The organism is Micromonospora sp. CPCC 206061 (genome assembly GCF_036906915.1).
Classification (GTDB): domain Bacteria; phylum Actinomycetota; class Actinomycetes; order Mycobacteriales; family Micromonosporaceae; genus Phytohabitans.
In genome coordinates, this window is sequence record NZ_JBAKHX010000077.1 from 13,587 (window position 1) to 36,569 (window position 22,983).

General features: G+C 69.0%; 28 protein-coding genes and 2 pseudogenes. 20 read left to right on the forward strand and 10 right to left on the reverse strand.

Translation table 11 applies throughout. The features are described from left to right. The first annotated feature begins 55 nt into the window (after positions 1-55). Positions 56-373 carry a hypothetical protein gene (locus V6V89_RS33440; RefSeq protein WP_334623548.1) on the forward strand — a complete coding sequence of 106 codons (318 nt, stop codon included), beginning with the start codon at positions 56-58 and terminating at the stop codon, positions 371-373. 54 nt (positions 374-427) lie between these two features. On the opposite strand, the gene V6V89_RS33445 is transcribed toward V6V89_RS33440, so the two are convergent. Then, a complete protein-coding gene (locus tag V6V89_RS33445) occupies positions 428-1,333 on the reverse strand; it encodes a helix-turn-helix domain-containing protein (protein ID WP_334623549.1) in 906 nt (301 codons plus the stop codon). Positions 1,334-1,499: 166 nt separating this feature from the next. Here V6V89_RS33445 and V6V89_RS33450 point away from each other — a divergent pair, with 166 nt between their 5' ends. The 8 genes from V6V89_RS33450 (at position 1,500) to V6V89_RS41920 (ending at position 8,468) form a co-directional block, all read left to right on the forward strand. Then, positions 1,500-2,321, forward strand: a complete 822-nt coding sequence (locus tag V6V89_RS33450; protein WP_334623550.1) for an aldo/keto reductase — start codon at positions 1,500-1,502, stop codon at positions 2,319-2,321. Between the two features lie 200 nt (positions 2,322-2,521). Continuing rightward, positions 2,522-3,016, forward strand: coding sequence for a YcxB family protein (locus tag V6V89_RS33455; protein WP_334623551.1), 495 nt, complete (start codon positions 2,522-2,524; stop codon positions 3,014-3,016). A gap of 422 nt (positions 3,017-3,438) precedes the next feature. Then, positions 3,439-3,909, forward strand: coding sequence for an acyl-CoA thioesterase (locus V6V89_RS33460; protein WP_334623552.1), 471 nt, complete (start codon positions 3,439-3,441; stop codon positions 3,907-3,909). Next, positions 3,906-5,183 carry a hydroxyacid-oxoacid transhydrogenase gene (locus tag V6V89_RS33465; RefSeq protein WP_334623553.1) on the forward strand — a complete coding sequence of 426 codons (1,278 nt, stop codon included), beginning with the start codon at positions 3,906-3,908 and terminating at the stop codon, positions 5,181-5,183. Before V6V89_RS33460 ends, V6V89_RS33465 begins: the two co-directional genes overlap by 4 nt. Positions 5,184-5,421: 238 nt before the next feature. Then, the gene (locus V6V89_RS33470) at positions 5,422-5,748 is read left to right on the forward strand and encodes an SRPBCC family protein (RefSeq protein ID WP_334623554.1); all 327 of its coding nucleotides are present in this window, start codon (positions 5,422-5,424) and stop codon (positions 5,746-5,748) included. A gap of 36 nt (positions 5,749-5,784) precedes the next feature. Then, positions 5,785-6,282, forward strand: a complete 498-nt coding sequence (locus V6V89_RS33475; RefSeq protein ID WP_334623555.1) for a DUF1877 family protein — start codon at positions 5,785-5,787, stop codon at positions 6,280-6,282. A 424-nt stretch (positions 6,283-6,706) separates the two neighbouring features. Continuing rightward, positions 6,707-8,143, forward strand: a complete 1,437-nt coding sequence (locus V6V89_RS33480) for an ISKra4 family transposase (protein WP_334623556.1) — start codon at positions 6,707-6,709, stop codon at positions 8,141-8,143. 64 nt (positions 8,144-8,207) lie between these two features. Then, the gene (locus V6V89_RS41920; protein ID WP_442935274.1) at positions 8,208-8,468 is read left to right on the forward strand and encodes a transposase; all 261 of its coding nucleotides are present in this window, start codon (positions 8,208-8,210) and stop codon (positions 8,466-8,468) included. 25 nt (positions 8,469-8,493) lie between these two features. Here the strand turns inward: V6V89_RS41920 and V6V89_RS41925 are convergent. Beyond that, positions 8,494-8,679, reverse strand: a pseudogene (locus V6V89_RS41925) (helix-turn-helix domain-containing protein); the annotation flags it as partial. 79 nt (positions 8,680-8,758) lie between these two features. Here V6V89_RS41925 and V6V89_RS33490 point away from each other — a divergent pair. Together V6V89_RS33490 and V6V89_RS33495 are read left to right on the forward strand one after the other, a co-directional pair. Continuing rightward, entirely contained in the window at positions 8,759-10,312 is a 1,554-nt protein-coding gene (locus V6V89_RS33490) for an MFS transporter (protein ID WP_334623558.1), read from the forward strand. A gap of 18 nt (positions 10,313-10,330) precedes the next feature. After that, positions 10,331-10,900, forward strand: a complete 570-nt coding sequence (locus V6V89_RS33495) for a TetR/AcrR family transcriptional regulator (protein WP_334623559.1) — start codon at positions 10,331-10,333, stop codon at positions 10,898-10,900. A 99-nt stretch (positions 10,901-10,999) separates the two neighbouring features. Here the strand turns inward: V6V89_RS33495 and V6V89_RS33500 are convergent, their stop codons facing one another. Beyond that, entirely contained in the window at positions 11,000-11,455 is a 456-nt protein-coding gene (locus V6V89_RS33500) for a MarR family winged helix-turn-helix transcriptional regulator (RefSeq protein WP_334623560.1), read from the reverse strand. Between the two features lie 70 nt (positions 11,456-11,525). Between V6V89_RS33500 and V6V89_RS33505 the strand changes: the two genes are divergently transcribed. Together V6V89_RS33505 and V6V89_RS33510 are read left to right on the forward strand one after the other, a co-directional pair. After that, a complete protein-coding gene (locus tag V6V89_RS33505; RefSeq protein WP_334623561.1) occupies positions 11,526-11,813 on the forward strand; it encodes an antibiotic biosynthesis monooxygenase in 288 nt (95 codons plus the stop codon). A 123-nt stretch (positions 11,814-11,936) separates the two neighbouring features. Next, complete coding sequence (locus V6V89_RS33510; protein WP_334623562.1) at positions 11,937-12,704, forward strand: SDR family oxidoreductase; 768 nt, start codon at positions 11,937-11,939, stop codon at positions 12,702-12,704. Positions 12,705-12,790: 86 nt separating this feature from the next. Here the strand turns inward: V6V89_RS33510 and V6V89_RS33515 are convergent, their stop codons facing one another. The 6 genes from V6V89_RS33515 to V6V89_RS33540 form a co-directional block, all read right to left on the reverse strand. Further along, on the reverse strand, positions 12,791-13,357 hold the full coding sequence (locus V6V89_RS33515) for a hypothetical protein (RefSeq protein ID WP_334623563.1): 567 nt from the start codon (positions 13,355-13,357) through the stop codon (positions 12,791-12,793). A gap of 7 nt (positions 13,358-13,364) precedes the next feature. Next, a complete protein-coding gene (locus V6V89_RS33520) occupies positions 13,365-13,775 on the reverse strand; it encodes an arsenate reductase ArsC (protein ID WP_334623564.1) in 411 nt (136 codons plus the stop codon). A 36-nt stretch (positions 13,776-13,811) separates the two neighbouring features. Next, positions 13,812-14,576, reverse strand: coding sequence for an MIP/aquaporin family protein (locus tag V6V89_RS33525; RefSeq protein WP_334623565.1), 765 nt, complete (start codon positions 14,574-14,576; stop codon positions 13,812-13,814). Then, the gene (locus V6V89_RS33530) at positions 14,573-15,232 is read right to left on the reverse strand and encodes an arsenate reductase ArsC (RefSeq protein ID WP_334623566.1); all 660 of its coding nucleotides are present in this window, start codon (positions 15,230-15,232) and stop codon (positions 14,573-14,575) included. Before V6V89_RS33530 ends, V6V89_RS33525 begins: the two co-directional genes overlap by 4 nt. Next, positions 15,225-15,929, reverse strand: coding sequence for a metalloregulator ArsR/SmtB family transcription factor (locus V6V89_RS33535; RefSeq protein WP_334623567.1), 705 nt, complete (start codon positions 15,927-15,929; stop codon positions 15,225-15,227). The genes V6V89_RS33530 and V6V89_RS33535 overlap by 8 nt, the downstream gene beginning before the upstream one ends. Positions 15,930-15,997: 68 nt before the next feature. After that, entirely contained in the window at positions 15,998-16,375 is a 378-nt protein-coding gene (locus V6V89_RS33540; protein WP_334623568.1) for an ArsR/SmtB family transcription factor, read from the reverse strand. Positions 16,376-16,453: 78 nt separating this feature from the next. Here V6V89_RS33540 and V6V89_RS33545 point away from each other — a divergent pair, with 78 nt between their 5' ends. From V6V89_RS33545 to V6V89_RS33570, 6 genes are read left to right on the forward strand one after another with little or no spacing between them, the layout of a single operon-like run. Then, entirely contained in the window at positions 16,454-16,600 is a 147-nt protein-coding gene (locus tag V6V89_RS33545; RefSeq protein ID WP_334623569.1) for a hypothetical protein, read from the forward strand. 15 nt (positions 16,601-16,615) lie between these two features. Next, on the forward strand, positions 16,616-16,855 hold the full coding sequence (locus V6V89_RS33550; RefSeq protein WP_334623570.1) for a hypothetical protein: 240 nt from the start codon (positions 16,616-16,618) through the stop codon (positions 16,853-16,855). Beyond that, positions 16,852-18,135, forward strand: a complete 1,284-nt coding sequence (locus V6V89_RS33555; protein ID WP_334623571.1) for a M28 family metallopeptidase — start codon at positions 16,852-16,854, stop codon at positions 18,133-18,135. The genes V6V89_RS33550 and V6V89_RS33555 overlap by 4 nt, the downstream gene beginning before the upstream one ends. A 26-nt stretch (positions 18,136-18,161) precedes the next feature. After that, positions 18,162-19,574 (forward strand): NAD(P)-binding domain-containing protein, encoded by a 1,413-nt coding sequence (locus tag V6V89_RS33560; RefSeq protein WP_334623573.1) that lies wholly within the window; start codon positions 18,162-18,164, stop codon positions 19,572-19,574. After that, on the forward strand, positions 19,558-20,889 hold the full coding sequence (locus V6V89_RS33565) for an MFS transporter (protein WP_334623574.1): 1,332 nt from the start codon (positions 19,558-19,560) through the stop codon (positions 20,887-20,889). The genes V6V89_RS33560 and V6V89_RS33565 overlap by 17 nt, the downstream gene beginning before the upstream one ends. Beyond that, the gene (locus V6V89_RS33570) at positions 20,886-22,013 is read left to right on the forward strand and encodes a serine hydrolase domain-containing protein (protein WP_334623575.1); all 1,128 of its coding nucleotides are present in this window, start codon (positions 20,886-20,888) and stop codon (positions 22,011-22,013) included. Before V6V89_RS33565 ends, V6V89_RS33570 begins: the two co-directional genes overlap by 4 nt. A gap of 9 nt (positions 22,014-22,022) precedes the next feature. Here the strand turns inward: V6V89_RS33570 and V6V89_RS33575 are convergent. Then, a pseudogene (locus V6V89_RS33575) lies at positions 22,023-22,492 on the reverse strand (IS5 family transposase); the annotation flags it as partial. A gap of 117 nt (positions 22,493-22,609) precedes the next feature. On the opposite strand from V6V89_RS33575, the gene V6V89_RS33580 reads away from it, so the two are divergent. Beyond that, on the forward strand, positions 22,610-22,983 hold a 374-nt coding region (locus tag V6V89_RS33580; RefSeq protein ID WP_334623576.1), incomplete at its 3' end, for a transposase family protein.

Here is a 22,983-nt window from a genome sequence, read left to right on the forward strand (position 1 = left end):
CCTGGCGCACTCGAGTGTTCACACCGACGGCTCACTCGGCGAGTGCGAGCTGCACATGGCAAAGGGTCGGGTCCAGCTGGATCGCATCAGCACGCTGCAGGCGAACATCGCCGCCGGTGACGTCACGATCGGCCACATCGCCGGGCGCGCCACCATCGAAGGCAGCGTGGTCGCCGCGCGGATCAGCGAGGTCAAGGGCACTGTCGGGCTCTCGAGCTCGGGCGGGCAGATCTGGATCGGCCACGCCTTTGCCGACCTCGACCTCAGCAGCGGCAGCGGTGGCTTCGACATCGACCGCGCCGACGGCAGCATCACCGCCAAGACGAGCGACGGTGCCATCCGGATCGGCCGGATGACAAACGGTCAGGCCTGACACGGCGACGTCATCATTCGACGCGCGGCGGGCTGACCCATCATGGGGCCGGGCTCAGCGGAGAGGAGGGAGGGCGTCGGTGCCCCAACTGGCGAGCAGCCGCAGGGCGTCGGCCGAAGCGGAGCCCGGCTCGGCGTGGTAGGTGATCAGGGACTGGGCGGGGTCGTCGGGCAGCGGGAAGAACTCGTACGCCACGGTCAGCTCGCCGACCAGCGGATGGTTCAGTCGCAGCGTCCCATGGTTCTTCTGCTGCACCGCGTAGGCGGCCCACAGCTGGCGGAATTCCTCGCTCTTGACCGACAACTCACCGACGAGGGCGGCCAGCTGCGCGTCGTCGGGGCACCGGCCGGCGTCCATGCGGAGGAAGCCGACGATGGCGGCCGCCTTGGCATCCCGGTCGACGAACAGGTCGCGCGTGGTCGAGGAGAGAAAGATGAGCCGGGCCCAGTTGCGCTCCTGCGGCGGCAGCTCGTCCCAGTTTCCGAACAGCGCGGCGGCGAGCCGGTTCCAACCGAGGATGTCTCCGCGTTGCCCGATGACGTACGCCGGTACGCCGTCGAAGGCGTCGAGCAGTTGCTGAAGGGCAGGGCGCAGGACCTGAGACCGCTGGCAGGCGACCCCCTGCTTCTTGGACGGCTTGGGCTTCGACAGTTGCGTCAGGTACGTGTGCTCGGCGTCGGTCAACCGCAGCGCCCGGGCGATGGCGCCGAGCACCTCGGCCGAGACGTTGTCGCTGTGGCCCTGCTCCAGCCGGGTGTAGTACGCGACGGAGACCCCGGCCACCTGGGCGACCTCTTCGCGACGCAGCCCGGGGACCCGGCGCCGCCGGCCGAAACCGGGCAATCCGAGAGCCTCCGGCTTCAACGCGGCCCGGCGGGCGCGCAGGAACTGGCCGAGCTCCGCGCGCCGGTCGAGCGCGGCGACCGTCCGGCCGCCGGAGACTGATTGATCCACCGCCATGTAGCCAGTATGCCCAGTTCACCCATCCGTAGCCTGACCCTGCCAGTGGTAGGAAAACGGCGCTCTGGTTAGCCAGCCGAACCTCGGGCAGCGTGGCTGCCGTGCCCGGACCGCCGGGCGCGGCCCACGGCGCGGATTTCGTGCCGGCGGATAAGGAGGAGTCCACATGACGTTCGCTATTGGCGGGGAGAAGCGGGTCAACCGGCTCGGCTACGGTGCGATGCAGATCACCGGACCAGGCGTGTGGGGGCCGCCACACGACCACGACGAGGCGCTCCGGGTCCTGCGGCGGGCGGTCGAGCTCGGCGTCAATCTCATCGACACCGCGGACTCCTACGGGCCGTACGTGTCCGAGGAGCTGATCAAGGAGGCGCTGCATCCGTACCCGGAGGACCTGGTCATCGCCACCAAGGCCGGCCTGGTCCGTACCGGTCCGGGCGGTTGGTACCCCGTCGGTCGTCCCGAGTACCTGCGCCAGCAGGCCGAGATGAGCCTGCGCCGCCTCGGCGTCGAGCGTATCGACCTGTACCAGCTGCACCGCATCGATCCCGCCGTACCACTCGCCGACCAGTTGGGTGTCTTCGCCGAGCTGCAGAAGGAGGGCAAGATCGGGCACATCGGCCTGTCCGAGGTAACGGTGGAGGAGATAGTGCAGGCCCGCGAGTACGTGGAAATCGCGACCGTGCAGAACCTGTACAACCTGTCGAACCGCCAGTCCGATGCGGTACTCGACTACTGCGCGGCCGAGGGCATCGGCTTCCTCCCGTGGTTCCCCATCGCCACCGGCGAGCTCGCCAAGCCCGGCGGACCGCTGGACGCCCTGTCCACGCAGACCGGCGCCACCCCGGCCCAGCTCGCGCTGGCCTGGCTGCTGCACCGCTCGCCGGTCATGCTCCCCATCCCGGGTACCTCATCCGTGGCGCACCTGGAGGAGAACGTGGCGGCGGGCGGCATCACCCTCACCGCCGAGCAAATCGCCAGCCTCTAGACCGGCTTGCCGCGTTCGATGGCCTCGACCGTGGCTGACGCGGCATCGGTGATATGCACCCGTGAGGCCCTACTGGACGACGCGGACTTCTGGCGCAACACGGGATGCGATCACCAGCTGAGGACCGTAAGGCTGACCACGCCGGAGTGGATGCGAGCGGGGTGCGCTGTCGAGGGGATGCGGGGCACTATCGTTCTGGCGTGCGTATCCGATTCGATGTCCCGGCCGATCCAGCCTATCCGGGCCGTGTAGCCGACGTGCTCGGCCGGGCTCGGCTGCGTCGGTACGGCTACATCGGCGCTGTACTGATGGCAGTTGGGGCGATCGGTCTGGTTGTCTCGCGGCAGGTCGGCTGGGGTGATTGGATCTCGCCGTTGTGCTTCGCGCTGGTGATGGGCGGCTTGCTCTCCCTGCTGTACTCGCCGTGGGTGCGATTCAGAGCCCGCCGCCGCTCCAGCCGCTACGCCGTGGCTGGCGGCTACGACATCACCGACGACAACATCATGATGCGCAGCGGCACCGAGTCCGGCGGAATTGCCTGGGACGGAGTCGACCGGGTCGTGGACACCCCTGACTTCTGGATCGTGTATGTCGGACGGATACCGGCAACCGTGATCCCACGCCGCTTCATGACCGCCGAAGACGCCGAGACGCTAGGCGCCTTCATGGCGGAGCGCGGGCTGCTCAACTCCTAGGCGGTTCAGAGTTTGGCCGTTTCGGCCATCGACAGGGCCACACACCTCGATAGAGTGGAGGAGCACTGTCCATACAGGATCGCCTAAGGAGATCATCGTGCGTATGCGAGTCACGACTGTCGCTGCCCTCTTGACCGCCACCGGGGCCGCCGTGCTCCTCGGCCTGGCCCAGGCAGGGGCCGCCCTGGCGGGTTACACCTGGTCCAACTAGCAGCGCCCCCCATGCGCATTCTGTGACGACGCATAGCGGCGGAGAGCAACGACGGCGTGGTCGGCGCGCCGGCCGGTGATGGTCGAGGTTCACGCGGCCATCCACAACGGAGAGTCCGACGGCGGCGCGTGGATGGACCGGTTCGATACCATTTCGGCAACCGCTACTTCGCGTACGACGCCCGTCCGGGCGCGTGTGCGAAGCTGCGTTCGTGAATCTGTTCGACGGCGACGACCCGCGCGGCCTCCGCCGCGGCGACTTCCCGGTGCTGCGTGAACTGCCGACCCGCTGGTCGGACGACGACGCCTACGGACACGTCAACAACGTCGTGCACTATTCAATGTTCGACACGGCCGTCAACGGCTGGCTGATCGAGGCCACCGGCGTCGACATCCGGCGGTTGCCGGCCCTCGGACTGGTCGTCGAGACACGCTGCCGGTACTTCTCCGAGCTGCGCTTCCCCGAGGTCGTGACCGCCGGGATCCGGCTCGAACGGCTGGGCACCTCCAGCGTCGTCTACCAACTCGGGCTGTTCGGCCAGCACAGCCTGGAGCCCGCCGCGGTCGGACGCTTCGCGCACGTCTATGTCGAGGCCGACTCCCGGCGCCCGGTCCCCGTGCCCGGGCAGATACGGGAGGCGTTGCGGCTGCTCGGCACGGCCATGGACGGAGCTACGCCATGACGGCCACCGGACCGGAGACGGTCTTCACGTACGCGGCGCCCGCGTTGAAGTTTGGCACCGGCGCGGCGGACGAGATTGGCTTCGACCTGAGCCAGTACGGCGTGCGGCGGGTACTTGTCATCACCGACGCCGGCGTCGCCGCAACCGGCGCACCGCAGCGGGTGGCCGAGGCCATGCGCGGGTACGGCATCGAGGCAGCCGTCTTCACCGAGACCCATGTGGAGCCGACCGACGCCTCGCTGCGGTACGCGGCCGAGGTGGCCCGCGACGGCCGCTGGGACGCGTACGTGGCCGTCGGCGGCGGCTCGAGCATCGACACCGCCAAGGCGGTGAACCTGCTTACCACCAATCCCGGCGACCTGATGGAATACCTCAATCCGCCGGTGGGCGCCGGGCGGGCGCCGCAGCGGCCGCTCAAGCCGCTGGTCGCGGTGCCGACCACGACCGGCACCGGTTCCGAGAGCACCGCCATCTGCGTGCTGGACGTCATCGGCCTCAACGTCAAGACAGGAATCAGCCATCCCCGGCTGCGGCCCACGCTCGCGATCGTCGATCCACTGTTGACAGTCACCCAACCGGCACAGGTCACCGCCGCCAGTGGGATGGACATCCTGTGCCATGCCCTGGAGAGCTACACGGCCAGGCCCTACACCGCGTTTGACCGCAAAGCGCCGCACCAGAGGGTGCCCTACTGCGGTGCGAATCCGATCTCGGACATGTGGGTCGAGAAGGCGTTGCGACTCCTGGCACGCTCGCTGCGCATCGCCGTGAGGCACGGTGACAACCTCGACGCCCGTACCGACATGGCGATGGCGGCCACCTTTGCGGGCATCGGGTTCGGAAACGCCGGCGTGCACATACCGCACGCCAACGCGTACCCCATCGCCGGCGGCGTACGTGACTTCCACCCGGACGGCTACCCGGCCGCCGAACCGCTGGTGCCGCACGGCATGGCGGTTTCGCTCACCGCCCCGGAGGCGTTCCGGTTCACGTTTTCGGCCTGTCCCGACCGCCACCTGCGCGCCGCCGATCTGCTCTTCGGACCCGCGGACGCGGACGACCCACGCGAGCGGCTGCCCACCCAGTTGACGGCGCTCATGCGTGACATCGGGATGCCCAACGGCCTCCACGCGGTCGGCTACCGCGAGCAGGACCTGGACGCGCTGGTCGCCGGCGCCATGAAGCAGCAACGGCTGCTGGCGACCGCGCCGCGGCCGGTAACCGAGGACCACGTTGCCGCCATCCTCACCCGCTCACTGAGCCTGTGGGACTGACCGGGTCACATCCACGAACGCCGTCGGCGAGTGATCGGCACCATTGACGCAACCAGATAGTTGCAATAACCTCAATCGCAACAGATTGGTTGCTCATGCTGTAGGGCCGTTATGGCAAACACCTCACTCCGCTGACCGAGTCGGCCTCGTGACCGCCGCGCCCGGCGAGCGGCGCCGCGCCCGTGGTGCTGCGGGACTACCTCGACCGGACTACCACCACGCAACCGGAGGAACAGCCATGGCAAGTCAGAACTTCACCACGTCCTTCACCGTCGAACACTCTGCCGCAGAGGTATTCAAGGCCATCACGAATGTCCGTGGCTGGTGGACCGGAGACATCGACGGCAACGCCGACACACCCGGCGCCGAGTTCACCTACCGCTACCCGGACCTCCACTACTCCAAGCAGAAGGTCACCGAACTCGTCCCCGACCAGAAGCTCGTCTGGAGGGTCACCGACGCCCACCTCACCAGCGCGTGGGGCTTCTTCGTCAACGGAAGTCTCCGACGGTTGATCACGACAGGGGAGGGGCCGGGGACTCCGCCCTGGGAAGCCGGGGCGTGACGGCGTGGCGGGTGCGAGCAAGCTACCCTGCGGCTCATGGCGTGCCGAGGAATGTTCTTCGCTCTCACAGACGAGCAGGAAGCCGCCCTGTTGGCCACACGCGACGACGCCGAGGTTCGAGCGTTCGTCGAGGAGGTCGAGATGGGCGACTGGGATGGCGAGCCGCTGGACTGCGAGACGGACAAGGCATGGGACGCCATCCATCGCTGCCTGAGCGATGGGACGCTCGGCTCGGGCAGGCGTCTTTCCCCGCTCGATATGGCGGTGCTCGGCGGCGGCCACCACCATGACGGCGACGACTACATCGTCGCCCACCTGCGGGCAGGTGAAGTCGCCGAGGTCGCAGCGGCCCTTGAGGCAGTGGACGAGAACTGGATGCGCCAGCGCTACGACCGCATCGATCCCACCGACTACCAGGGCCTGCTCAGCGACGAAGACTTCGGCTATACCTGGGGCTGGTTCAAGCAGGTCCGCGACTTCTACCGCCAGGCAGCGGCCGCGAACCGCGCGGTCATCTTCACCGTCGATCAGTAACCGCGCGCCTTCGTCCTTCGGCGTTTCACGCCACGCTGATCCAGTTGACGGCACGAACAAGCGGGATTTTCGAGGACTCGTTCAGATCGCTAGCGGGAGCCTTCGATATCATCTGACTGTTTGTGCAGGTCAGATTCCCTGCGGTGGTGCCCCCCGGCGGGTCCCGTACAACATGGGAACGCGCCACTACCAGCGGCGATCCGACGTTTGTGGTCTTGGATGGCGCGTGGCCGCTGCCGCCGCGTGGCACCTGATTGGGTTACGGGACTTCGCGAGTCGACTGGTGCAGTTCGCAGCCTCCGGGGTCATCGCCGGCGGTCAGCTCCTGACCGCTAGCGATGACCAACTTCACGGCGGTTGTGCCGTAGCTGGACGAGACGATTTCGCCGCCTCCCGGGCCTGTCTTTAGCGGATGGTCGCCCGTTTGAGTGAAGCGGAGATGATGGCCTGCACGCAGCACGCGTTGGAGGAGTACGTCACCGAGGCGGGGCGGGAACTACAGCGGCAGCTGATGCAGGACCAGTTGGACGCGCGCGCCGCCCGCGAACCCCGGCTCGGGCAGATAGCTGGCGCGGACGGGGTGGCACGGCGGCGGGCCGAGGCCGGACACCGGCGCCTGGTGGCTACCACCGTCGGCCCGGTGGAGGTGCGGCGGATCGCCTACCGGGCACCGGGCGCACCGAATCTGTATCCGGCCGACGCGCAACTGGCGTTGCCGCAACGGTTGTATTCGTTCCCGCTGCGGCGGCAGGTGGTGCACGAGGTGGCAGCCGGGTCGCTGCGGGCTGCCCGGGAGGCGATCATCCGCGCCACCGGTCAGCATCTGGGCACCCGCCAGTTGATGCAGATCGCCACCGAAACGGCCGTCGACATCCGCGACTTCTACCAGCCGGCCGACGGCCCGAGCACCGATCCGTCCGCCGACGGCCGGGACGTGCTCGTGCTCAGCATCGACGCCACCGGCGTGAACATGATCGGTGCTGATTTACGCGAACCGGCCCCGACCCGACCGGCTGGCCCGCAGCCGCCCTCGGCTCAACTGGCGCGCCGGGAACGGACCGGACGCACCCGCATGGCAGTAGTGACCGCGGTCTACGACGCCGCACCGGCCCCGCGCACCGCCGCCGACATCCTGCCCGCCGACCCGGCCGAACGCGCCACCCGCCGACGCGGGCCACGCACCAGTGGCCGGAAGGTGGACGCCTCGCTTGAGCACTCCGTCGCCCCCATGGTCACCGACCTGTTCGACCAAGCCCAAGCCCGCGACCCACAACACCGCCGCCGCTGGGTCGTGCTGGTCGACGGCGCCAACCACCAACTCGACCGCATCCGGCAGGAAGCCCAACGCCGTGGTGTCCACATCGACATCATCGTCGACTTCATCCACGTGCTTGAGTATTTGTGGAAGGCTGCCGAAGACCTGCACACCAGCCACAACGCCCACGCCGCCTTCGTCCACGCCACCGCCCGCGGCCTGTTGGAAGGCCACGCCCCGCGCGTGGTCGCCGACCTATGCGCCCGGTTACGCATCCGCGCCCAGACCAACGACCCCGCACCCGGCCTGGAACGTGCCACCGCCTACCTGCACGCCAAGCAGCCCTACCTCAACTACCACATCGCGTTGGCCCTGGGCTGGCCCATCGCCACCGGCGTCATCGAAGGCTGCTGCCGCTACCTGGTCAAAGACCGCCTCGACATCACCGGCGCCCGCTGGAGCCTGACCGGCGCTGAAGCCGTACTCCTCCTGAGCGCAGTAATCGCCAACGGCGACTTCGACCAGTACTGGCAGTTCCACATCGACCGCGAATACCAGCGCACCCACGCCAGCCGCTACAAGGACCAATACGCCCTGGCCGCGTGACCACCGCCGCCCGCTCACTCAAGAGGAAACGCACCCTGTTCTGGACCTGGGCACCTGATGACTTCTGGAAGGTCGTGCAGCCGCTGCTGCCAGTGCCGGCGAAGCGCAGGGTGGCGGGAAGCGCCGCGCTGATGATCGGGCCTGCCTGGCGGCGATCGTGTACATGGTCCAGGCGGGGTGTTCGTGGCGGAAGTTGCCGGCCGTGTTCTTCGGGGTGTCCCGGCCGACGGTGCACCGCCGGTTCACGCAGTGGTTTGTGGAGGCGTGCCTGTCCTGGCTGACCAACAACCGTCGCCTAGCCCGCTGCTATGAACGCAAAGCCTAGCATTTCCAAGCCTTTGCGACCTCGTGTGCGGCACGCTGGACCGGTCGTGCAGCCCGAGTTCGCCGCAGCGCCGGTATCGGTTGACCCACTTCGAGGCGCATGCCCGGGAGATTCTTGTCTCGACAGCGACGTGAGCGATGGATCGAGTTCTGCGCCTCTCCACTAGCCGTCGCCTTCCCTCCACGCTCAGTGGGGCGTTCTTGTGTGTCACAGCTCTGGGCTCCGTCGCGGTCGTGTATTGAACTATGGTACAACTAGTACGTTCGTTCAACTAGTATGCGGGAGGTGCCGTGAGCGCGAGGCAGTCGGGACGTGCCGGGCGGCGAGAGTGGGGCGGCCTCGCGCTGTTGGCGTTGCCGACGATGCTGTTGGGCCTCGACGTGACGGCGCTCTACCTCGTCGTTCCGAGTCTGGCCACGGACCTGGACCCCACCGCGACGGAAACGTTGTGGATCATGGATGCCTACGGCTTCTTCATCGCCGGTTTCCTGGTCACCATGGGGACGTTGGGTGACCGCGTCGGACGGCGCCGCCTGCTGATGATCGGGATGGCTGCGTTCGGCGCGGCCTCGGTCGGTGCGGCGTTCGCCCCCAGCGCCCTATGGCTGATAGTGGCGCGGGCGCTGCTCGGGGTGGCCGGGGCGACGTTGATGCCCTCGACGCTGTCACTGATCAGCAACATGTTCACTGACGCGCGGCAGCGAGCTTTGGCGATCGGTGTGTGGGCCACGATGTTTGCCCTCGGGATGGCCGCGGGCCCGGTCGTGGGCGGTGTGCTGGTCTCCAGCTTCTGGTGGGGTGCGGTCTTTCTCATCGCCGTACCGGTGACTGTGCTGGTACTGGCAGGTGCGCCAGCGCTGCTACCGGAGTTTCAGACCCGTACCGGCCGGCTCGACTTGCTGAGCGTCGGGTTGTCCCTGGCGGCGATGCTGCCGATCACCTATGCGATCAAGCACGTCGCGGCCCACAGCCTCGACGTCCAGGCGCTGGTCGCTGTCCTTCTCGCTGGCGGCTCGGCAGTCGCCTTCGTCCGTCGCCAACTGCGCCTGAAAGAGCCGCTGCTGGCCATCACGCTCTTCACCAGCCGGGCCTTCTCCGCGGCCTTGACCGTCCTGTTGATCGGCCTGGTCGGTTTTGGTGGGGTGATGTTCCTGGTCACCCAGTACCTGCAGCTCGTCGAGGGCCTCTCACCGACGACGGCTGGGTTGTGGATGGGGCCACCCGCACTGGCCATGCTCATCGGAGCCATCGGTGCGCCTCTGCTGGCCAGTAGGGTGTCACCCGGCGTGGTCATGGCCGCCACCTTGGCGCTCTCGCTCGTCGGATACGTCCTTCTTGCCGTGGCCGGCACGGACGACAAACTGACCGTGGTCGCTGGATTCGCCTTCGTCTACCTCGGACTCGGGGTCATCGCCGCACTCGGTACCGACATCGTCGTGGGTGCGGCACCAACAGAGAAGTCCGGATCTGCTGCCGCGCTGTCGGAGACCGTTCAGGAGCTCGGCATCGCGGCAGGGGTGGCGCTCCTGGGCAGTCTCACCATGGCGACCTACCGGACCACGGTCGAGGTTCCCTCCGGGCTGGGCTCAGCCGCGGCCGAGGCGTACCGTGACAGTCTCTCCGGAGCATCGACCGTCGTGAACCAGCTACCCGCTGGGGCTCTCGACAACGCACGAGCCGCGTTCACCAGCGGGCTCAACACCGCCGCCGTCGCAGCAGGAATCGCCATAGCGGCTGCTTCGCTGATCTGCTTCGCGACACTGCGACATGTGCGGCCCCTTGGGGAGGCCAACCCTGAAGCGGAGCCGATAACCTCGAATCGGGGGAGCGGCGACGACAGGTGAGACGGTGGGGGTGAGACGATGGCGGTTGAACAAGACACCGGCGATGGGCGCAGACTGCGCGGCCAACGCCGCCGAGCCCAGATCATCGAGGCAACCCTCACCGTCGTCCGCCGCGACGGTGCCACCGGCGTCACGCACCGAACCGTGGCCAGGGAGGCTGGCATCACCACCAGCCTGACGCTCTACTACTTCGCCACCCTCGACGACCTGCTGATAGCGGCCCTGACCAGCGTCACCGATACCTATACCCACCGCATCCGCCAACTCATCGACACCGAGGCCGACCCGCTCGACGGGCTCGCCAAGCTCATCGCCGAATCCGCCGGACCCGGCCGTGAGCGCGCACTCGCCGAACGGGAGCTGTCCACACTGGCAGCTCGCCGACCCGCCCTACGCCCCGTAGCACGACGCTGGCGCGACAACGTCGCGGAACTCGCCAGAACACAGACCGACGACCCCGACATCATCGAAGCCTTCGTCGCACTGTCCGACGGCCTCTGCACAGCAATCCTCCTCGACGACCACGACGCCGATCCGGACCACATCCGAGCAGTCCTCCGCAAGACGCTGCTGAGAACCAGCCAATAGGCCAGTCACGGCCGTGATGGGCAAGGTCAAGACGCGGTTCGGATCACGCGTGGGTGGCGTCGGGAAGCCGTGGCAGCACGACAACTGTTGCGCGGCTGTTCAGGCCAACACCTGGCGCAGCGCCGTGACGATGCCGCCGAGTTGCTTGCCGGACAGGCGGCCGAGCGCGGGATCCGGCGTGATCAGGGCTTCAATTAGGCGTTCTCGGGCGGCTACGCCCGCCGCAGTGACGGCGAGGACCTTTACTCGCCGGTCCTGCGGCGAGGCTTGCCGCTCCACATAGCCGCGGCTCTCAAGTTGATCCACGAGCTCGGTCAGCGACGCCCGGTCGATACAGAGCGCGGATCCGAGGACACCCATCTTGGCCGGAACCTGTGGATTCAGCGCGACCAGAGCTCGGGCTTGAACCGCGGTCAACCCCACCTGTGCCGCTTCCATCATCCAGCGGCCGGTTCGCAGCGCCGAGACCTCGGCGATGAGCAGCCAAGCCTCCTGGGCCGGATCGGCTGGGGTATGGGTCAGCGGCAGGCCGGGCAGCAGACGGATCTCGGTCATGGACAAGATGATAGCCTCACCGTATAGTTCGGGAGGCCGAACATATTGGTAGTCCGAAGGGAGTTGCTGGGTGGCGTATCAAATAGTGGCGATCTTCAAGTTGGACCCGTCCAACGTGCAGCTGGAGGTGCAGCGCGCAGAGACCACCGGATCAGCGCTACGCAAGCAGGACGGCTTCATCTCGTTCGACGTGATGACGCCCGACGAGGAAACGGTCGTAGTGACCCAGGTGTGGGCCTCACAGCTGGCGTTCTTCGACGGACTGAACGGCATGCGGGAAGAGGTCGGGCAGCTGCCGCCACCGATCGTCAAGTCGCGGGCGACCTACGGCGGCGAGATCGCGGTGAGCATGTGCTGATCCCAGGTGAGCAAAATCTCCCACCACACCCGGCGAGCGTGACTAGGGGCAGATCGGCTGGGCTCGTCTCGGTTTCCCAAGACAGGTTCTGAAAAACACATCCTCCACAGCAAGGAGTTCACCATGAGCGAGCGGACCACGCACCAGAAAGTCGCGCTGGTCACCGGGGCGAACAAGGGCATCGGCCGTGGGGCGGCACAGCACCTTGCCGCGTTGGGCATGACGGTCCTGATCGGCGCCCGAGACCCGCAGCGCGGCGAACAGACCGCGGCGGAGCTGCGCGCGGCGGGCGGCGACGTACATGCCGTCACGGTGGACGTCACCAATCCGACCACCATCCAGGCGGCAGCAAGACAGGTCGAGGATCGTTTCGGGCATCTCGACGTGCTGATCAACAACGCCGGCATCACCGGATCCGGACAGGTCTCGCCCGAAGACGCCCACGACCAGGTCCCCAGCACCGTCGATGTGGACATGGTCCGGGCGGTGTTCGAGACCAACGTCTTCGGAGTCATCGCGGCAACCAACGCCATGCTGCCGCTGCTGCGGCGGTCACGAGCACCCCGGATCGTCAACGTCAGCAGCCACGCCGCGTCGCTGAGCCTCACCAGCGACCCGAACGGCCCCTTTTCGGCGCTGCTGCCGTCGGCGGCGTACTCGCCATCCAAGACCGCGCTCAACGCGTTGACCGTGCAGTACGCCAACGAGCTGCGCAAGGACGGCATCCTCGTCAATGCTGTCGCGCCAGGCTACGTCGATACCGACAGCAACAACCACACCGGGTTTCTTACCGTCGCGCAGGGCGCTGCGGTCTTGGTGCGCCTGGCCACGCTCGGCCCGGACGGACCGACCGCCGGATTCTTCAGCGAGGAGGGCCCGCTGCCCTGGTGAGGGTCGCTCTCAATGGTGACCGTGGCGACTGGCGAAGATGATCCACCAACCGGTCAGCGCCACGGCCACAACAATAACCTGACGGTTCATCGGCAGTTTGTCGTTGCGTCGTGGGATGCAGTGTGGGTCTGTCGCCAGGTGATCGTGGCGAGTTGGACGGCGTCCCATGGGCTGCTCAGTGGTGGGGTGTAGGACGGGTCGAGGTCGGCGATGTCGCGGACGGTGGCGCCGTAGGAGATGGCGGTGGCGTAGATGTCGATGCGTTTGGCGATCTGCGCGGTGATGTGGCCGAGTAGTTGCGCGCCGAGGAGCCGTCCGGTGCGCCGGGTCGCCGGTGATGCGGATGTGGATGGGGGTGGTGCCGGGGTAGTAGGGGTGGCGACGGTGACGGTGTGGGCGGTGGGGTCGATCGCGGTGGCCTGGTGGTCCAGCCGCAGCCGCAGTCCGGCGTGTTCGAGGTCGGCGAGGCTGCGGTGGGCCAGGTTTCGCCAGTCGGGCACGTCGCCGGTTATGTGGTACGGGATGCCGCAGATGCTGAAGTTCGGGTAGCGGTCGGCGACCAGCAGGGTGACCTCGATGTCGGGGTCGAGTTCGCGGGCGCGGAGCCCGGCGCTGATGCCGGCGTCGCTGCCGCCGATGATGAGAAGTCGCATGACGGTTTCAGTGGGCCGGGACGGCGAGGTCGTCGAGGAGGGCACGGACTCGTTGTTCGATCTCGTCGCGGATCGGGCGGACCGCGTCGACGCCGAGACCGGCGGGGTCGTTGAGTTTCCAGTCTTCGTATCGTTTGCCGGGGAAGACGGGGCAGGCGTCGCCGCAGCCCATGGTGACGATGACGTCGGAGGCTTGGGCCGCGTCCCAGGTGAGCTTGGCCGGGGTTTGGTCGGTGATGTCGATGCCGACTTCCCGCATCGCCGCCACGGCAGCGGGGTTGATCTGGTCGGCGGGCTCGGATCCGGCGGAGCGGACCTCGACGGTGTCGCCGGCGAGGTGGCGCAGCCAGCCGGCGGCCATTTGGGAGCGTCCGGCGTTGTGGACGCAGACGAACAGGACGCTGGGCTTGTCACTCATGATGGTGCTGGCTCCTCCGAAGTGGACCGAACGGCGCTAGCGTACGGGGGCACGGGTTGTGTGGTTGGTGGCTGGTTCGGCGCTGTCGTGGGCAACGTTGACGTGGTCGGCGGCCCGCGCGACGTCCGGGTACAGGGCGAGCAGCAGCCCGACCGCGACGGCGAGGCCGACGACCTGGGCGGCGATGAATCCGGGTACCGAGGCTGGGGTGATGCCGGCGAAGGTGTCGGTGAATGCCCGTCCGATGGTGACGGCCGGGTTGGCGAAGGAGGTGGAGCTGGTGAACCAGTAGGCGGCGCCGATGTAGGCACCGACCGCCGCCGGGGCGACCGCCGTGCGACCGGAGCGGGCCAGGGCGAAGATGAGCAGGATCAGCCCGGTGGTGGCGACGATTTCGCCGAGCCATAGGTGGCCGGCGGCCCGGTCTTTGGTGGAGAGGTCCACGGCCGGCAGGGCGAACATCAGGTTGGCCAGGATCGACCCGGCGATGGCGCCGGCCGTCTGGGCCAGCACGTACCCACCGAGGTCGGAGGTTGTCAGTCCGGTGCCGGCGCGGCGGCCGAGGAGCCAGTCCGCGGCGGACACGACGGGGTTGAAGTGCGCGCCGGAGACGGGCCCGAAGGTGAGGATCAGTGCCCCGAGAGCGAACGCGGTGGCGATCGAGTTCTGCAGCAGTTGCAGGCCGACGTCGTCCGGGGATAGCTCGGTGGCCATGATGCCGGAGCCGACAACGGCGGTGACCAGCAGTGCGGTGCCGCAGAATTCGGCCAGCAGCCGCCGCCACAGTGCGGGGTGGGTCATCGGGCGGCCACGCCCAGCTCATCGAGCAGGCGCCGGACCCGGCGCTCCAGCTCGTCGCGGATCGGGCGTACGGCTTCGAGGTCGAGGCCGGCCGGGTCGTCGAGGTCCCAGTTCTCGTAGCGGGTGCTGGGGAAGATCGGGCAGGCGTCGCCGCAGCCCATCGTGATGGCCACGTCGGCGGCGCGGACGATTTCGTCGGTCCATGGTTTGGGGTACTCGCCGGCGATGTCGATGCCGCGTTCGGCCATGGCGGCGATCGCGGAGGGGTTGATCGCGGTATCGGGTTCGGAGCCGCCGGACCAGGCGACCGCTTGGTCTGCGGCGAGGTGGGTGAAGAAGCCGAGGGCCATTTGGGAGCGGCCGGCGTTGTGGGTGCACAGGAACAGCACGACGGGTTTGCCGTCGCGGTGGTGGCCTTCGACCCTGACGAGGGCTTGTAGGCGTTGGCGGGCGAAGCGTTCGGCCAGCAGTGGCAGGAAGTTGGGCACGGTGCTGCGGCTGGCGAACTGGTCGTAGCTGGTGTGCAGGAAGCGTTCGATGGTTTCCGGGCCGTAGATGCCTTGGAAGTCGTCGGCGAGGCGGGTGGCGGCGGTGCGGAGGGCGAGTTGCTGGTCGACGGACAGGTCCGGATGCAGGTGCGTGGTGGTCTCAGGCATGGTCGGCTCCGGTGGTGAGGGTGGGTGCGAGGCGGTCGATGCGGGCGGCGATATCGGTGTACGCGGTCTCGAACGCGGCGTCGGTGTCGAGGCGGACCGGGTCGGGGATCGACCAGTGCAGCTGAGGTCGAACCGGGCCGGCGTCGGTGTGGTTGGTGAGGTCTTCGTAGGCGTTGTCGCATACCGCGATCACGAGGTCGCCGTCGTGGATCACTTCGGCGATGTGCGCGGTGCCGGTCGGGTCGAGGGTTAGCCCGTGCCGGTGGGCGACCTTGACCGCTCGGGGGTGGACCCGGGACGCAGGGCGGGTGCCCGCCGAGGCTGCCAGGTCACCGGTGCGCTGGCGCCACAGCGCGGCGGCCAACTGGGAGCGGGCGGAGTTGTGGGTGCACACGAACACCACCCGATCCACCGCCGCGAGAGACGGCGCCGTGAGCGCGGCGAGCGCGGCGGGTTGCAGCCGCAGGTAGGTGCGGCGCCGGTCGCCTTCGGATCGGGTACGCACGACCAGCCCGGCGTCGGTGAGGACCTTGAGGTGATGGGCGACCAGGTTGGTGGGCATGTCGAGGTGGTGGGCGATTTCGCCGGGTGAGGCGTCGCCCAGCGTGAGCGCGTCGACGATGGCGAGGCGTGCCGGGTCGCCGAGCGCCGCGTGGATCCGCGCCCGGCGCTGCACCGAGAGAAGCTCAGCAGTCATTGAGTCAACAATGACTGAGTAATCATCCTTGGTCAAGCCGCGAGCGCGGAGCGACCGGGACGGGAGGGTCAGGCGGTCGCCGGCATCTCGACGGACAGCAGGGCGGCCAGTTGGCGCAGGATGCCGGGCCGGGTGCGGTAGTAGACCCAGGTGCCGCGTCGGTCGGCGTCCACCAGCCCGGCCTCACGCAGCGTCTTCAAGTGGTGAGAGATCGTCGGCCCGGACAGCTCGAACGCCGGAGTCAGCTCGCACACGCAGATCTCCCCGGCTGGGGCCGAGGCGATCATCGACATCAGCTGGAGCCGGACCGGGTCGCCGAGTGCCTTGAAGGCGGGGGCGAGCGCTGCGGCGGTCTCGGCGGGGATGCGGTGCTCGGCGATCGGCGGGCAGCAGGGCGCGTCGACGGGCACGCCGGTGATGGCCGGCGCCACCGCTTGTTTCGACATGCCTCTAGGTTGACAGGTCTCGAAACAGCGTGTAACTCTCTGATTTGAGAAACGTCGAGACAGCATTGGAAGGCTGACATGTTGCGCATCGCCCGCCGTCGGGCCGCCGATGCTGTCGTCCGGTTCTGCGATGGCTGCGCCGAGGTGTCCACCGCGGCGCAGCGGGCTGAGCGCCACCTCGAGCGCGCCCGCACCCAGGCGCTGGTCTGGGCGCTACATCACTGATTGGAGAGGCCCGATATGAGTGACACCACGACGACCCAGGGCGGATTTGCCGGCGACCCGGCCGCCGCGCTGACGGTCACCGGCTCGGGCGGCTGCTGCGGCAACCCGCCTTCGGCTGTCGCGCTGCCGAATCCGGCCGACCCGGCAGCGAGCCCGTGCTGCGGCACCACCGCCGACGCACAGGCGGCCGGCTCCTGCTGCGGAACCAGCGCGAAGGCCGAGGCGGTCGCCGCCGGCACAGGCTGCTGCGGATGACCACCACGACCGGCCCGTCCACACCACCGGTCCGGCTCGGCGCGCTCGACCGGCTGCTCGACACCGTGTCCGGCGATCGGATGGCCGCCACGGTGACGGCGCTCGCGGGCGAGGCGTTCGCGGGCCGGCGGGTCGGCTCAGCCGGCGGCGCCGCCGCGCGGGCCTGGCTCGGGCAGCGGCTCGCCGACCTCGGCGCCGCCGTCGCGGTCGAGCCGTTCCCGGTGCGGGCGGTCCCGGAGATCTACGCCCCACCCGCGGTGCGCTGGCACGACGGCACGACTACCAGCGACCTCACATTCGGCCGGCAGGTGTCGGTGCATCTCGCGTCCGCCGATGTTCCGCTGATACGGCGGGGCGGGCTGGCCGTCGCCGGTGCCGGTGATCCGACCGGGCGATGGCTGGTCGTGCCCGCCGGGATGAGCCTGTTCGACGCGTACGGCCAGGCGGACGGCGCGGTCGGACTGCTGCTGCCCCGGGGCGTGGACGGCGACGGCTGGCAGTACACGATGCTGGCCGGCCCGAACCCGGGGCCACTACCGATCCTGACCATTGACATCGCCGCCCACGCGGCGCTCCAAGCCGCCGGCACCGTAGACGGTGCGTGGCTGGCGGGAAACGCGCCGATCCGCCGCCTCGACGTCACCGCAGCCAACCTGTATGGCCATCGGCGAGCAACGTCCACGGCGGCCGTCGAGGTGTTGCTGACCGCACATTACGACGGGGTGGGCGACCATCCCGGCCTGCGTCAACCCGGGGCGGCGGACAACGCTAGCGGCGTCGCCGTTGTGTTGGAAGCCGTCCGCGTCCTCACCAGCGCCCTGCCTGACACGGTTGGCCTGTCGGTCGCCTTCCTGGACGCGGAGGAGGTGGGTGCGCTCGGCTCGGCCCACCACGCCAACCACCTCGCCGAGATGGGCAGGCACCCGCTGGTGATCAACGTGGACGGTGCCGGCCACCTGCGCCAGGCCGCCGCCGTGGAGGCCGGCGGCCCCGCGCACGCCCTGCTCGCCGTCCTCGACCAGGCCGCCCAGCACACCGGCCTACCACTGGTCGCCGGACCCGTCGCCTCCGACAACCGCCGCTACGCCGCCGCCGGCCTCCCGGCGGTCGGCATCGGCGCCGGTATGGCCGGCTACCACAGCCCCGCCGACACTCCTGACCGCGTCGACCCAGCGACCACGACCGCGCTCGCCCGCCTGGTCGTGGCCACCGTGTGGCTCGCCGCGCGGCCCAACACGGTTGGCGGCGCATCCGGATCAGTTACCTCCATAGACGTCTAGATCGGAGCTTGGTTGTGGATAGTGGAATGAACGATTTGCCGGTCGCGGTGATCGGTGCCGGGCCGGTCGGTTTGGCGGCGGCGGCGCACCTGTATGAGCGCGGCGTTCCCTTCGCGGTACTGGAGGCTGGTGACGGTCCGGCGGCGGCGGTGCGGCAGTGGGGGCACGTCAGGTTGTTCTCGCCGTGGCGGTACAACGTCGACGGCGCCGCGCGGCGGCTGCTGGAAGAGGCCGGGTGGGTGGAGCCCGACCCGCAGATCCTGCCGACCGGCGCCCAGTTGGCCGCCGACTACCTGCAGCCGCTCGCCGATCTACCGGCGGTCAAGCCACACGTGAGGTACGGCGCCCGCGTCGTCGCGGTCACCCGATACGGCCTGGACCGGGTGCGCACCGCCGGCCGGGACGCCACGCCTTTCCTGGTTCGGCTCGCCGACGGCACCGACCTGCTGGCGCGGGCGGTAATCGACGCCTCCGGCACCTGGTACACCCTGAACGTGCTCGGCGCCGCCGGCATCTCCGCCCACGGTGAGGCCGCCGCCGCACCGTTTATCGAGCACGCGCTGCCGGACGTGCTCGGCGCCGACCGGGAGCGGTTCGCCGGCCAGCGCACCCTGGTTGTCGGCGCCGGTCACTCCGCCGCCAACACGCTGCTGTCCCTGGCCGAACTCGCCGCGCAGGTACCAGGAACCAGTGTGGTGTGGGCGATCCGGTCGATCAGCCCGGCGCGCACCTATGGTGGCGAGGCCGCCGACGCTCTCCCGGCTCGCGGTGCGCTCGGCTCCCGGCTGCGCGCGTACGTCGAAGCCGGCGCCATCGAACTGCTTACCGCCTTCCCGATCCAGCGCGTCATGTCGGCGCCGGACGGCGCGGTGGAGGTGTCGGACGGCATCCGCACGGTCAGCGCCGATCGGATCGTGTCGGCCACCGGGTTCCGCCCCGACCACGGCTTCGTCTCGGAGCTGCGCCTGGATCTCGATCCGGTCCTTGGCTCCACCCGCGCGTTGGCGGCGCTGATCGACCCCAATGAGCACGCCTGCGGCACCGTACCGCCGCACGGGGTGGACGAGCTGGCCCACCCCGAGCCCGGCTTCTATGCCATCGGCGTCAAGTCCTACGGCCGGGCGCCTACGTTCCTGCTGGCCACCGGGCACGAGCAGGCCCGCTCCGTGGTCGCCGCGCTCGCCGGAGATTGGCAGGCCGCCCGCGAGGTGCGGCTCGACCTGCCCGAAACCGGGGTGTGTAACAGCAACCAGCCATTGGACAGCGACCGGATCGAGGAGAGCGGAGGCTGCTGCGGCACCACTGTCGCGCAGGCACCGGCCGCGAGTGGCCGTGGGCTTTCGACCGGGATCGCCGGTGGCGTGCTGGCCACCCCGCTGCCGCTGCTGCCGGTCGCCGGGCAAGCCAACGATGAGCAGGCCGGTGGGTGCTGCGGCTGACTCCGGGCCACCGACCGCCGCTGTGGTGGCCGCCGACTCGTCGGTCGGCGGCCACCCGCGACTTGCGGGTTGGTGGATCGTCGCCGCCTTGGCGGTCACGCAGACCGTTGGCTACGGCGTGCTGTACTACGCGTTCGCCGTGCTGCTCCAGCCGATGGCCGACTCCCTGCACGCCTCCACCGCGACCGTGACCGGGGCGCTGACCGCCTCGATCCTGGCCGGTGCGGCGATGGCGGTACCGGTCGGACGGTGGCTGGACCGCCACGGCGGCCGGGCCCTGATGACCACCGGCTCCCTCGCCGCCACCGGCCTGGTCCTCGCCTGGTCCCAGGTCCAGTCGGTGGCCCAGCTCTACGCCGTACTCGTCGGGATCGGTATCACGACGGCGATGGTGCTCTACGAGCCCGCCCTCGCCGTCGTGGTGTCCTGGTTCCCGCCACACCAACGGGCCAGGGCGGTGCTCGGCGTCATCGCGGTGGCCGGGTTCGCCAGCACCATCTTCATGCCGCTCACCGGTGTGCTGGCCGACCGGTACGGCTGGCGGACCACGCTGCTGATCCTCGCCGCGATCCACGGCGCGGTCACCGTGCCGCTGCACGCCCTCGCCGTCCGCGAACCACCACGACCGGCCGCACAATCACGCCCGCCCACGGCGCGTGACCGCAGCCTGGTGGTCCGAGCCGCGGTGCGGGACCGCCGATTCTGGTGGCTCGCAGTCGCGTTCGTCGCCCACGGCGCCGCCATGGCCGCGATGACCGTCCACCTGGTCGGATTACTCGTCCATCAAGGACACTCCGCGACGTTCGCGGCCACCATCGCTGGACTGCTCGGCGTGCTATCGGTCACCGGCCGACTGCTGCTCACCGGAGTCCAACGGCGCCTATCGCTGACCCGAGCGGTCGCCGTCGTGTTCACGGTTCAGGCCGCCGCAGCTGTCGTTCTGCTCGCCGTTGCCGGCAGCACTGTCGGCGCCGCCGGTGCGGTGGTGGCCTTTGGCGTCGGGTTCGGCGTGGCCAGCCTCGCCACGCCCACCCTGCTGGCCGACCGGTACGGCACCACCGTATACGCCACCATCGCCGGCATCCTCACCACCCCGATCACCCTCGCCAAAGCCACCGCACCGCTCGGCGCGGCCTTCCTGCTCACCGCCGGCGGCTATCCCGTCGTGCTGACCGGGATCGGAGCCTGCTGCCTCATCGCCGCCGTCGGCATCCTCGCCCACGCCACAGCACCCCCGCCCATACCGAGCCTCCCGCCCCCCGCTGACCGCGACCGGGCACACTTCCCGGCCACCTCACGAACGGCTACCCGATGAGCATCCACACCGTCCTGCAACAGCGCGTCCAGACCCTGCTGGACCGGCTTGTGGCATCCGGTCAGGAGACCGGACTGCAAGCCGCCGCCTACCTTCACGGCGAACTGGTCGTGGACGCGGCCGCCGGCCTCGCCGACCCGGGCACCGGCGCACCAGTCACCCGCGACACGCTGTTCCACAGCTTCTCCACCGGCAAAGGCGCCACCGCCACCGTCGTGCACGTCCTCGCCGCGCGCGGGATCCTCGACTACGACACGCCCATCGCCGAGTACTGGCCACAATTCGCCGCCAACGGCAAACAGCACGCCACCGTACGCCACGCCCTCACCCACGCGGTCGGCGTTCCGCACCTACCACCGAATGTCACCGCCACCGACCTGTGCGACTGGGACCGCATGTGCTCCTACATCGCCGCCCAACCCCCGCTATGGGCTCCAGGCACCGCCACCGGCTACCACGGCTGGACCTTCGGCTACATCCTCGGCGAGATCGTCCGCCGAGTCACCGACCACCCAATCTCCACCATCCTGCACGAAGCCGTCGCCGTACCCTTGGGCGTCACAGAGTCGCTGCTGTTCGGCGTACCCGACACGACGATCGCCCGAACGGCTCAACTCATCGACGGCGGCTGGGCCGACGCGATGCGATCCATGCCGGACACCGCACCGCTGTTCCGCGCCGCGCCACGCCCGTTCCTGCGAACCCTCGCCGAAACCGGCAACCGGCCCGACTACCTACGCGCCGACATCCCCTCCGCCGGCACGATGTCCGCCCACGCCATCGCCCGCATGTACGCGGCACTGATCAGCGCCGTCGACGGCGTACGGCTCCTCAGCCCCCACCGCGCCCGCGACGTCACCGGCCTGGCCGTCGCCGACACCGATCTGATTCTCGCCACCCCTACCCGCAAAGCCCTCGGCTACTTCCTGGGACTGACCTGGACCGGCGCATCACCGACGGCGTTCGGCACCACCGGCGCCGGCGGCAGCATCGCCTTCGCCGACCCCACACACGGCCTGGCCTTCGCCTTGACCAAGAACCGGCTCACCGCCGGGCCGAACGACACAGCCGCCCCCACCGTCACCCACGCCATCTACGACACCCTCAACGCCACACAGCACTAAGTGGGTGTCTCAGTTGGTGGCCTTGAGCCAGCGGCGGTAGCAGATCAGTAGGCAGCCGAGGTCGGCGAATGCTTGGAAGTGTTCGGCTTTGCGTTCGTAGCGGCGTACCAGGCGGCGGTTGTTCATCAGCCAGGCCAGGCATGCCTCCACGATCCAGCGGTGTCGGCCGAGCTTGTGTGAGGACTCGACGCCTTTACGTGCGATGCGGATGGCGATGCCGCGACGGCTGATCTCGGCGCGCAGTGCCGGGATGTCGTAGGCCTTGTCGGCGTGGAGCTTGTCCGGGCGGTGGCGGGGCCGGCCCCGCGCGCCCCGGACGGGTGCGATCGAGTCCAGCAGCGGGATCATGAGCTGGGAGTCGTGCACGTTCGCGGCGGAGATCAACACGGTCAGCGGTAGACCACGCCGGTCGCATATCACGTGAATCTTCGAGCCGGGTTTGCCGCGGTCGACCGGTTTGGCCCTGTTAGCTCCCCCTTTTTGGGCTCTCCTGCCGTATGTGTGGGTGGTGAGTGTGTCGTTAACGGGTGCACGCCGTTGCCGTGCCTAGGTTCCGGACTGTCTGAAGGTTCGGTTCGCTAGGGGGTGGCAACGGCGTGCGTTCGCTCAGGGTATGGGCTCGGCTTTTGCAGGTCGAGCAGGTGGTGGTCGAGTCGGTCCGGTTCGATCAGGTTGAGCAGGCGGTGGTGGTTTCGGTGCGGCCGTTGGCTCGGGTCGCGGGCCGGTGCGGGGTGTGTGGTCGGCGGTGTGCGGGTTATGACCGGGGGCGGGGTCGGCGGTGGTGGCGGACGGTTGATGTGGGTTCGTGGCGGGCGTATCTGGAGGCGGACGCGCCGCGGGTGTGCTGCCCGGTGCATGGGGTGGTGGTGGCGGCGGTGCCGTGGGCGCGGCACCAGGCTGGGCATACGTATGCCTTTGATGACTTGGTGGCGTGGCTGGCGCGGCAGACGTCCAGGAGCGCGGTGTGCGG

Bases quoted from the DNA above. Each gene is read 5' to 3' on its own strand.
- V6V89_RS33440 (WP_334623548.1), top strand. From the start codon at position 56: ATGGCAAAGGGTCGGGTCCAGCTGGATCGCATCAGCACGCTGCAGGCG.
- V6V89_RS33445 (WP_334623549.1), bottom strand. From the start codon at position 1,333: ATGGCGGTGGATCAATCAGTCTCCGGCGGCCGGACGGTCGCCGCGCTC.
- V6V89_RS33450 (WP_334623550.1), top strand. From the start codon at position 1,500: ATGACGTTCGCTATTGGCGGGGAGAAGCGGGTCAACCGGCTCGGCTAC.
- V6V89_RS33465 (WP_334623553.1), top strand. From the start codon at position 3,906: ATGACGGCCACCGGACCGGAGACGGTCTTCACGTACGCGGCGCCCGCG.
- V6V89_RS33470 (WP_334623554.1), top strand. From the start codon at position 5,422: ATGGCAAGTCAGAACTTCACCACGTCCTTCACCGTCGAACACTCTGCC.
- V6V89_RS33475 (WP_334623555.1), top strand. From the start codon at position 5,785: ATGGCGTGCCGAGGAATGTTCTTCGCTCTCACAGACGAGCAGGAAGCC.
- V6V89_RS33495 (WP_334623559.1), top strand. From the start codon at position 10,331: ATGGCGGTTGAACAAGACACCGGCGATGGGCGCAGACTGCGCGGCCAA.
- V6V89_RS33500 (WP_334623560.1), bottom strand. From the start codon at position 11,455: ATGACCGAGATCCGTCTGCTGCCCGGCCTGCCGCTGACCCATACCCCA.
- V6V89_RS33510 (WP_334623562.1), top strand. From the start codon at position 11,937: ATGAGCGAGCGGACCACGCACCAGAAAGTCGCGCTGGTCACCGGGGCG.
- V6V89_RS33515 (WP_334623563.1), bottom strand. From the start codon at position 13,357: ATGCGACTTCTCATCATCGGCGGCAGCGACGCCGGCATCAGCGCCGGG.
- V6V89_RS33520 (WP_334623564.1), bottom strand. From the start codon at position 13,775: ATGAGTGACAAGCCCAGCGTCCTGTTCGTCTGCGTCCACAACGCCGGA.
- V6V89_RS33525 (WP_334623565.1), bottom strand. From the start codon at position 14,576: ATGACCCACCCCGCACTGTGGCGGCGGCTGCTGGCCGAATTCTGCGGC.
- V6V89_RS33530 (WP_334623566.1), bottom strand. From the start codon at position 15,232: ATGCCTGAGACCACCACGCACCTGCATCCGGACCTGTCCGTCGACCAG.
- V6V89_RS33535 (WP_334623567.1), bottom strand. From the start codon at position 15,929: ATGACTGCTGAGCTTCTCTCGGTGCAGCGCCGGGCGCGGATCCACGCG.
- V6V89_RS33540 (WP_334623568.1), bottom strand. From the start codon at position 16,375: ATGTCGAAACAAGCGGTGGCGCCGGCCATCACCGGCGTGCCCGTCGAC.
- V6V89_RS33545 (WP_334623569.1), top strand. From the start codon at position 16,454: ATGTTGCGCATCGCCCGCCGTCGGGCCGCCGATGCTGTCGTCCGGTTC.
- V6V89_RS33550 (WP_334623570.1), top strand. From the start codon at position 16,616: ATGAGTGACACCACGACGACCCAGGGCGGATTTGCCGGCGACCCGGCC.
- V6V89_RS33555 (WP_334623571.1), top strand. From the start codon at position 16,852: ATGACCACCACGACCGGCCCGTCCACACCACCGGTCCGGCTCGGCGCG.
- V6V89_RS33560 (WP_334623573.1), top strand. From the start codon at position 18,162: ATGAACGATTTGCCGGTCGCGGTGATCGGTGCCGGGCCGGTCGGTTTG.
- V6V89_RS33570 (WP_334623575.1), top strand. From the start codon at position 20,886: ATGAGCATCCACACCGTCCTGCAACAGCGCGTCCAGACCCTGCTGGAC.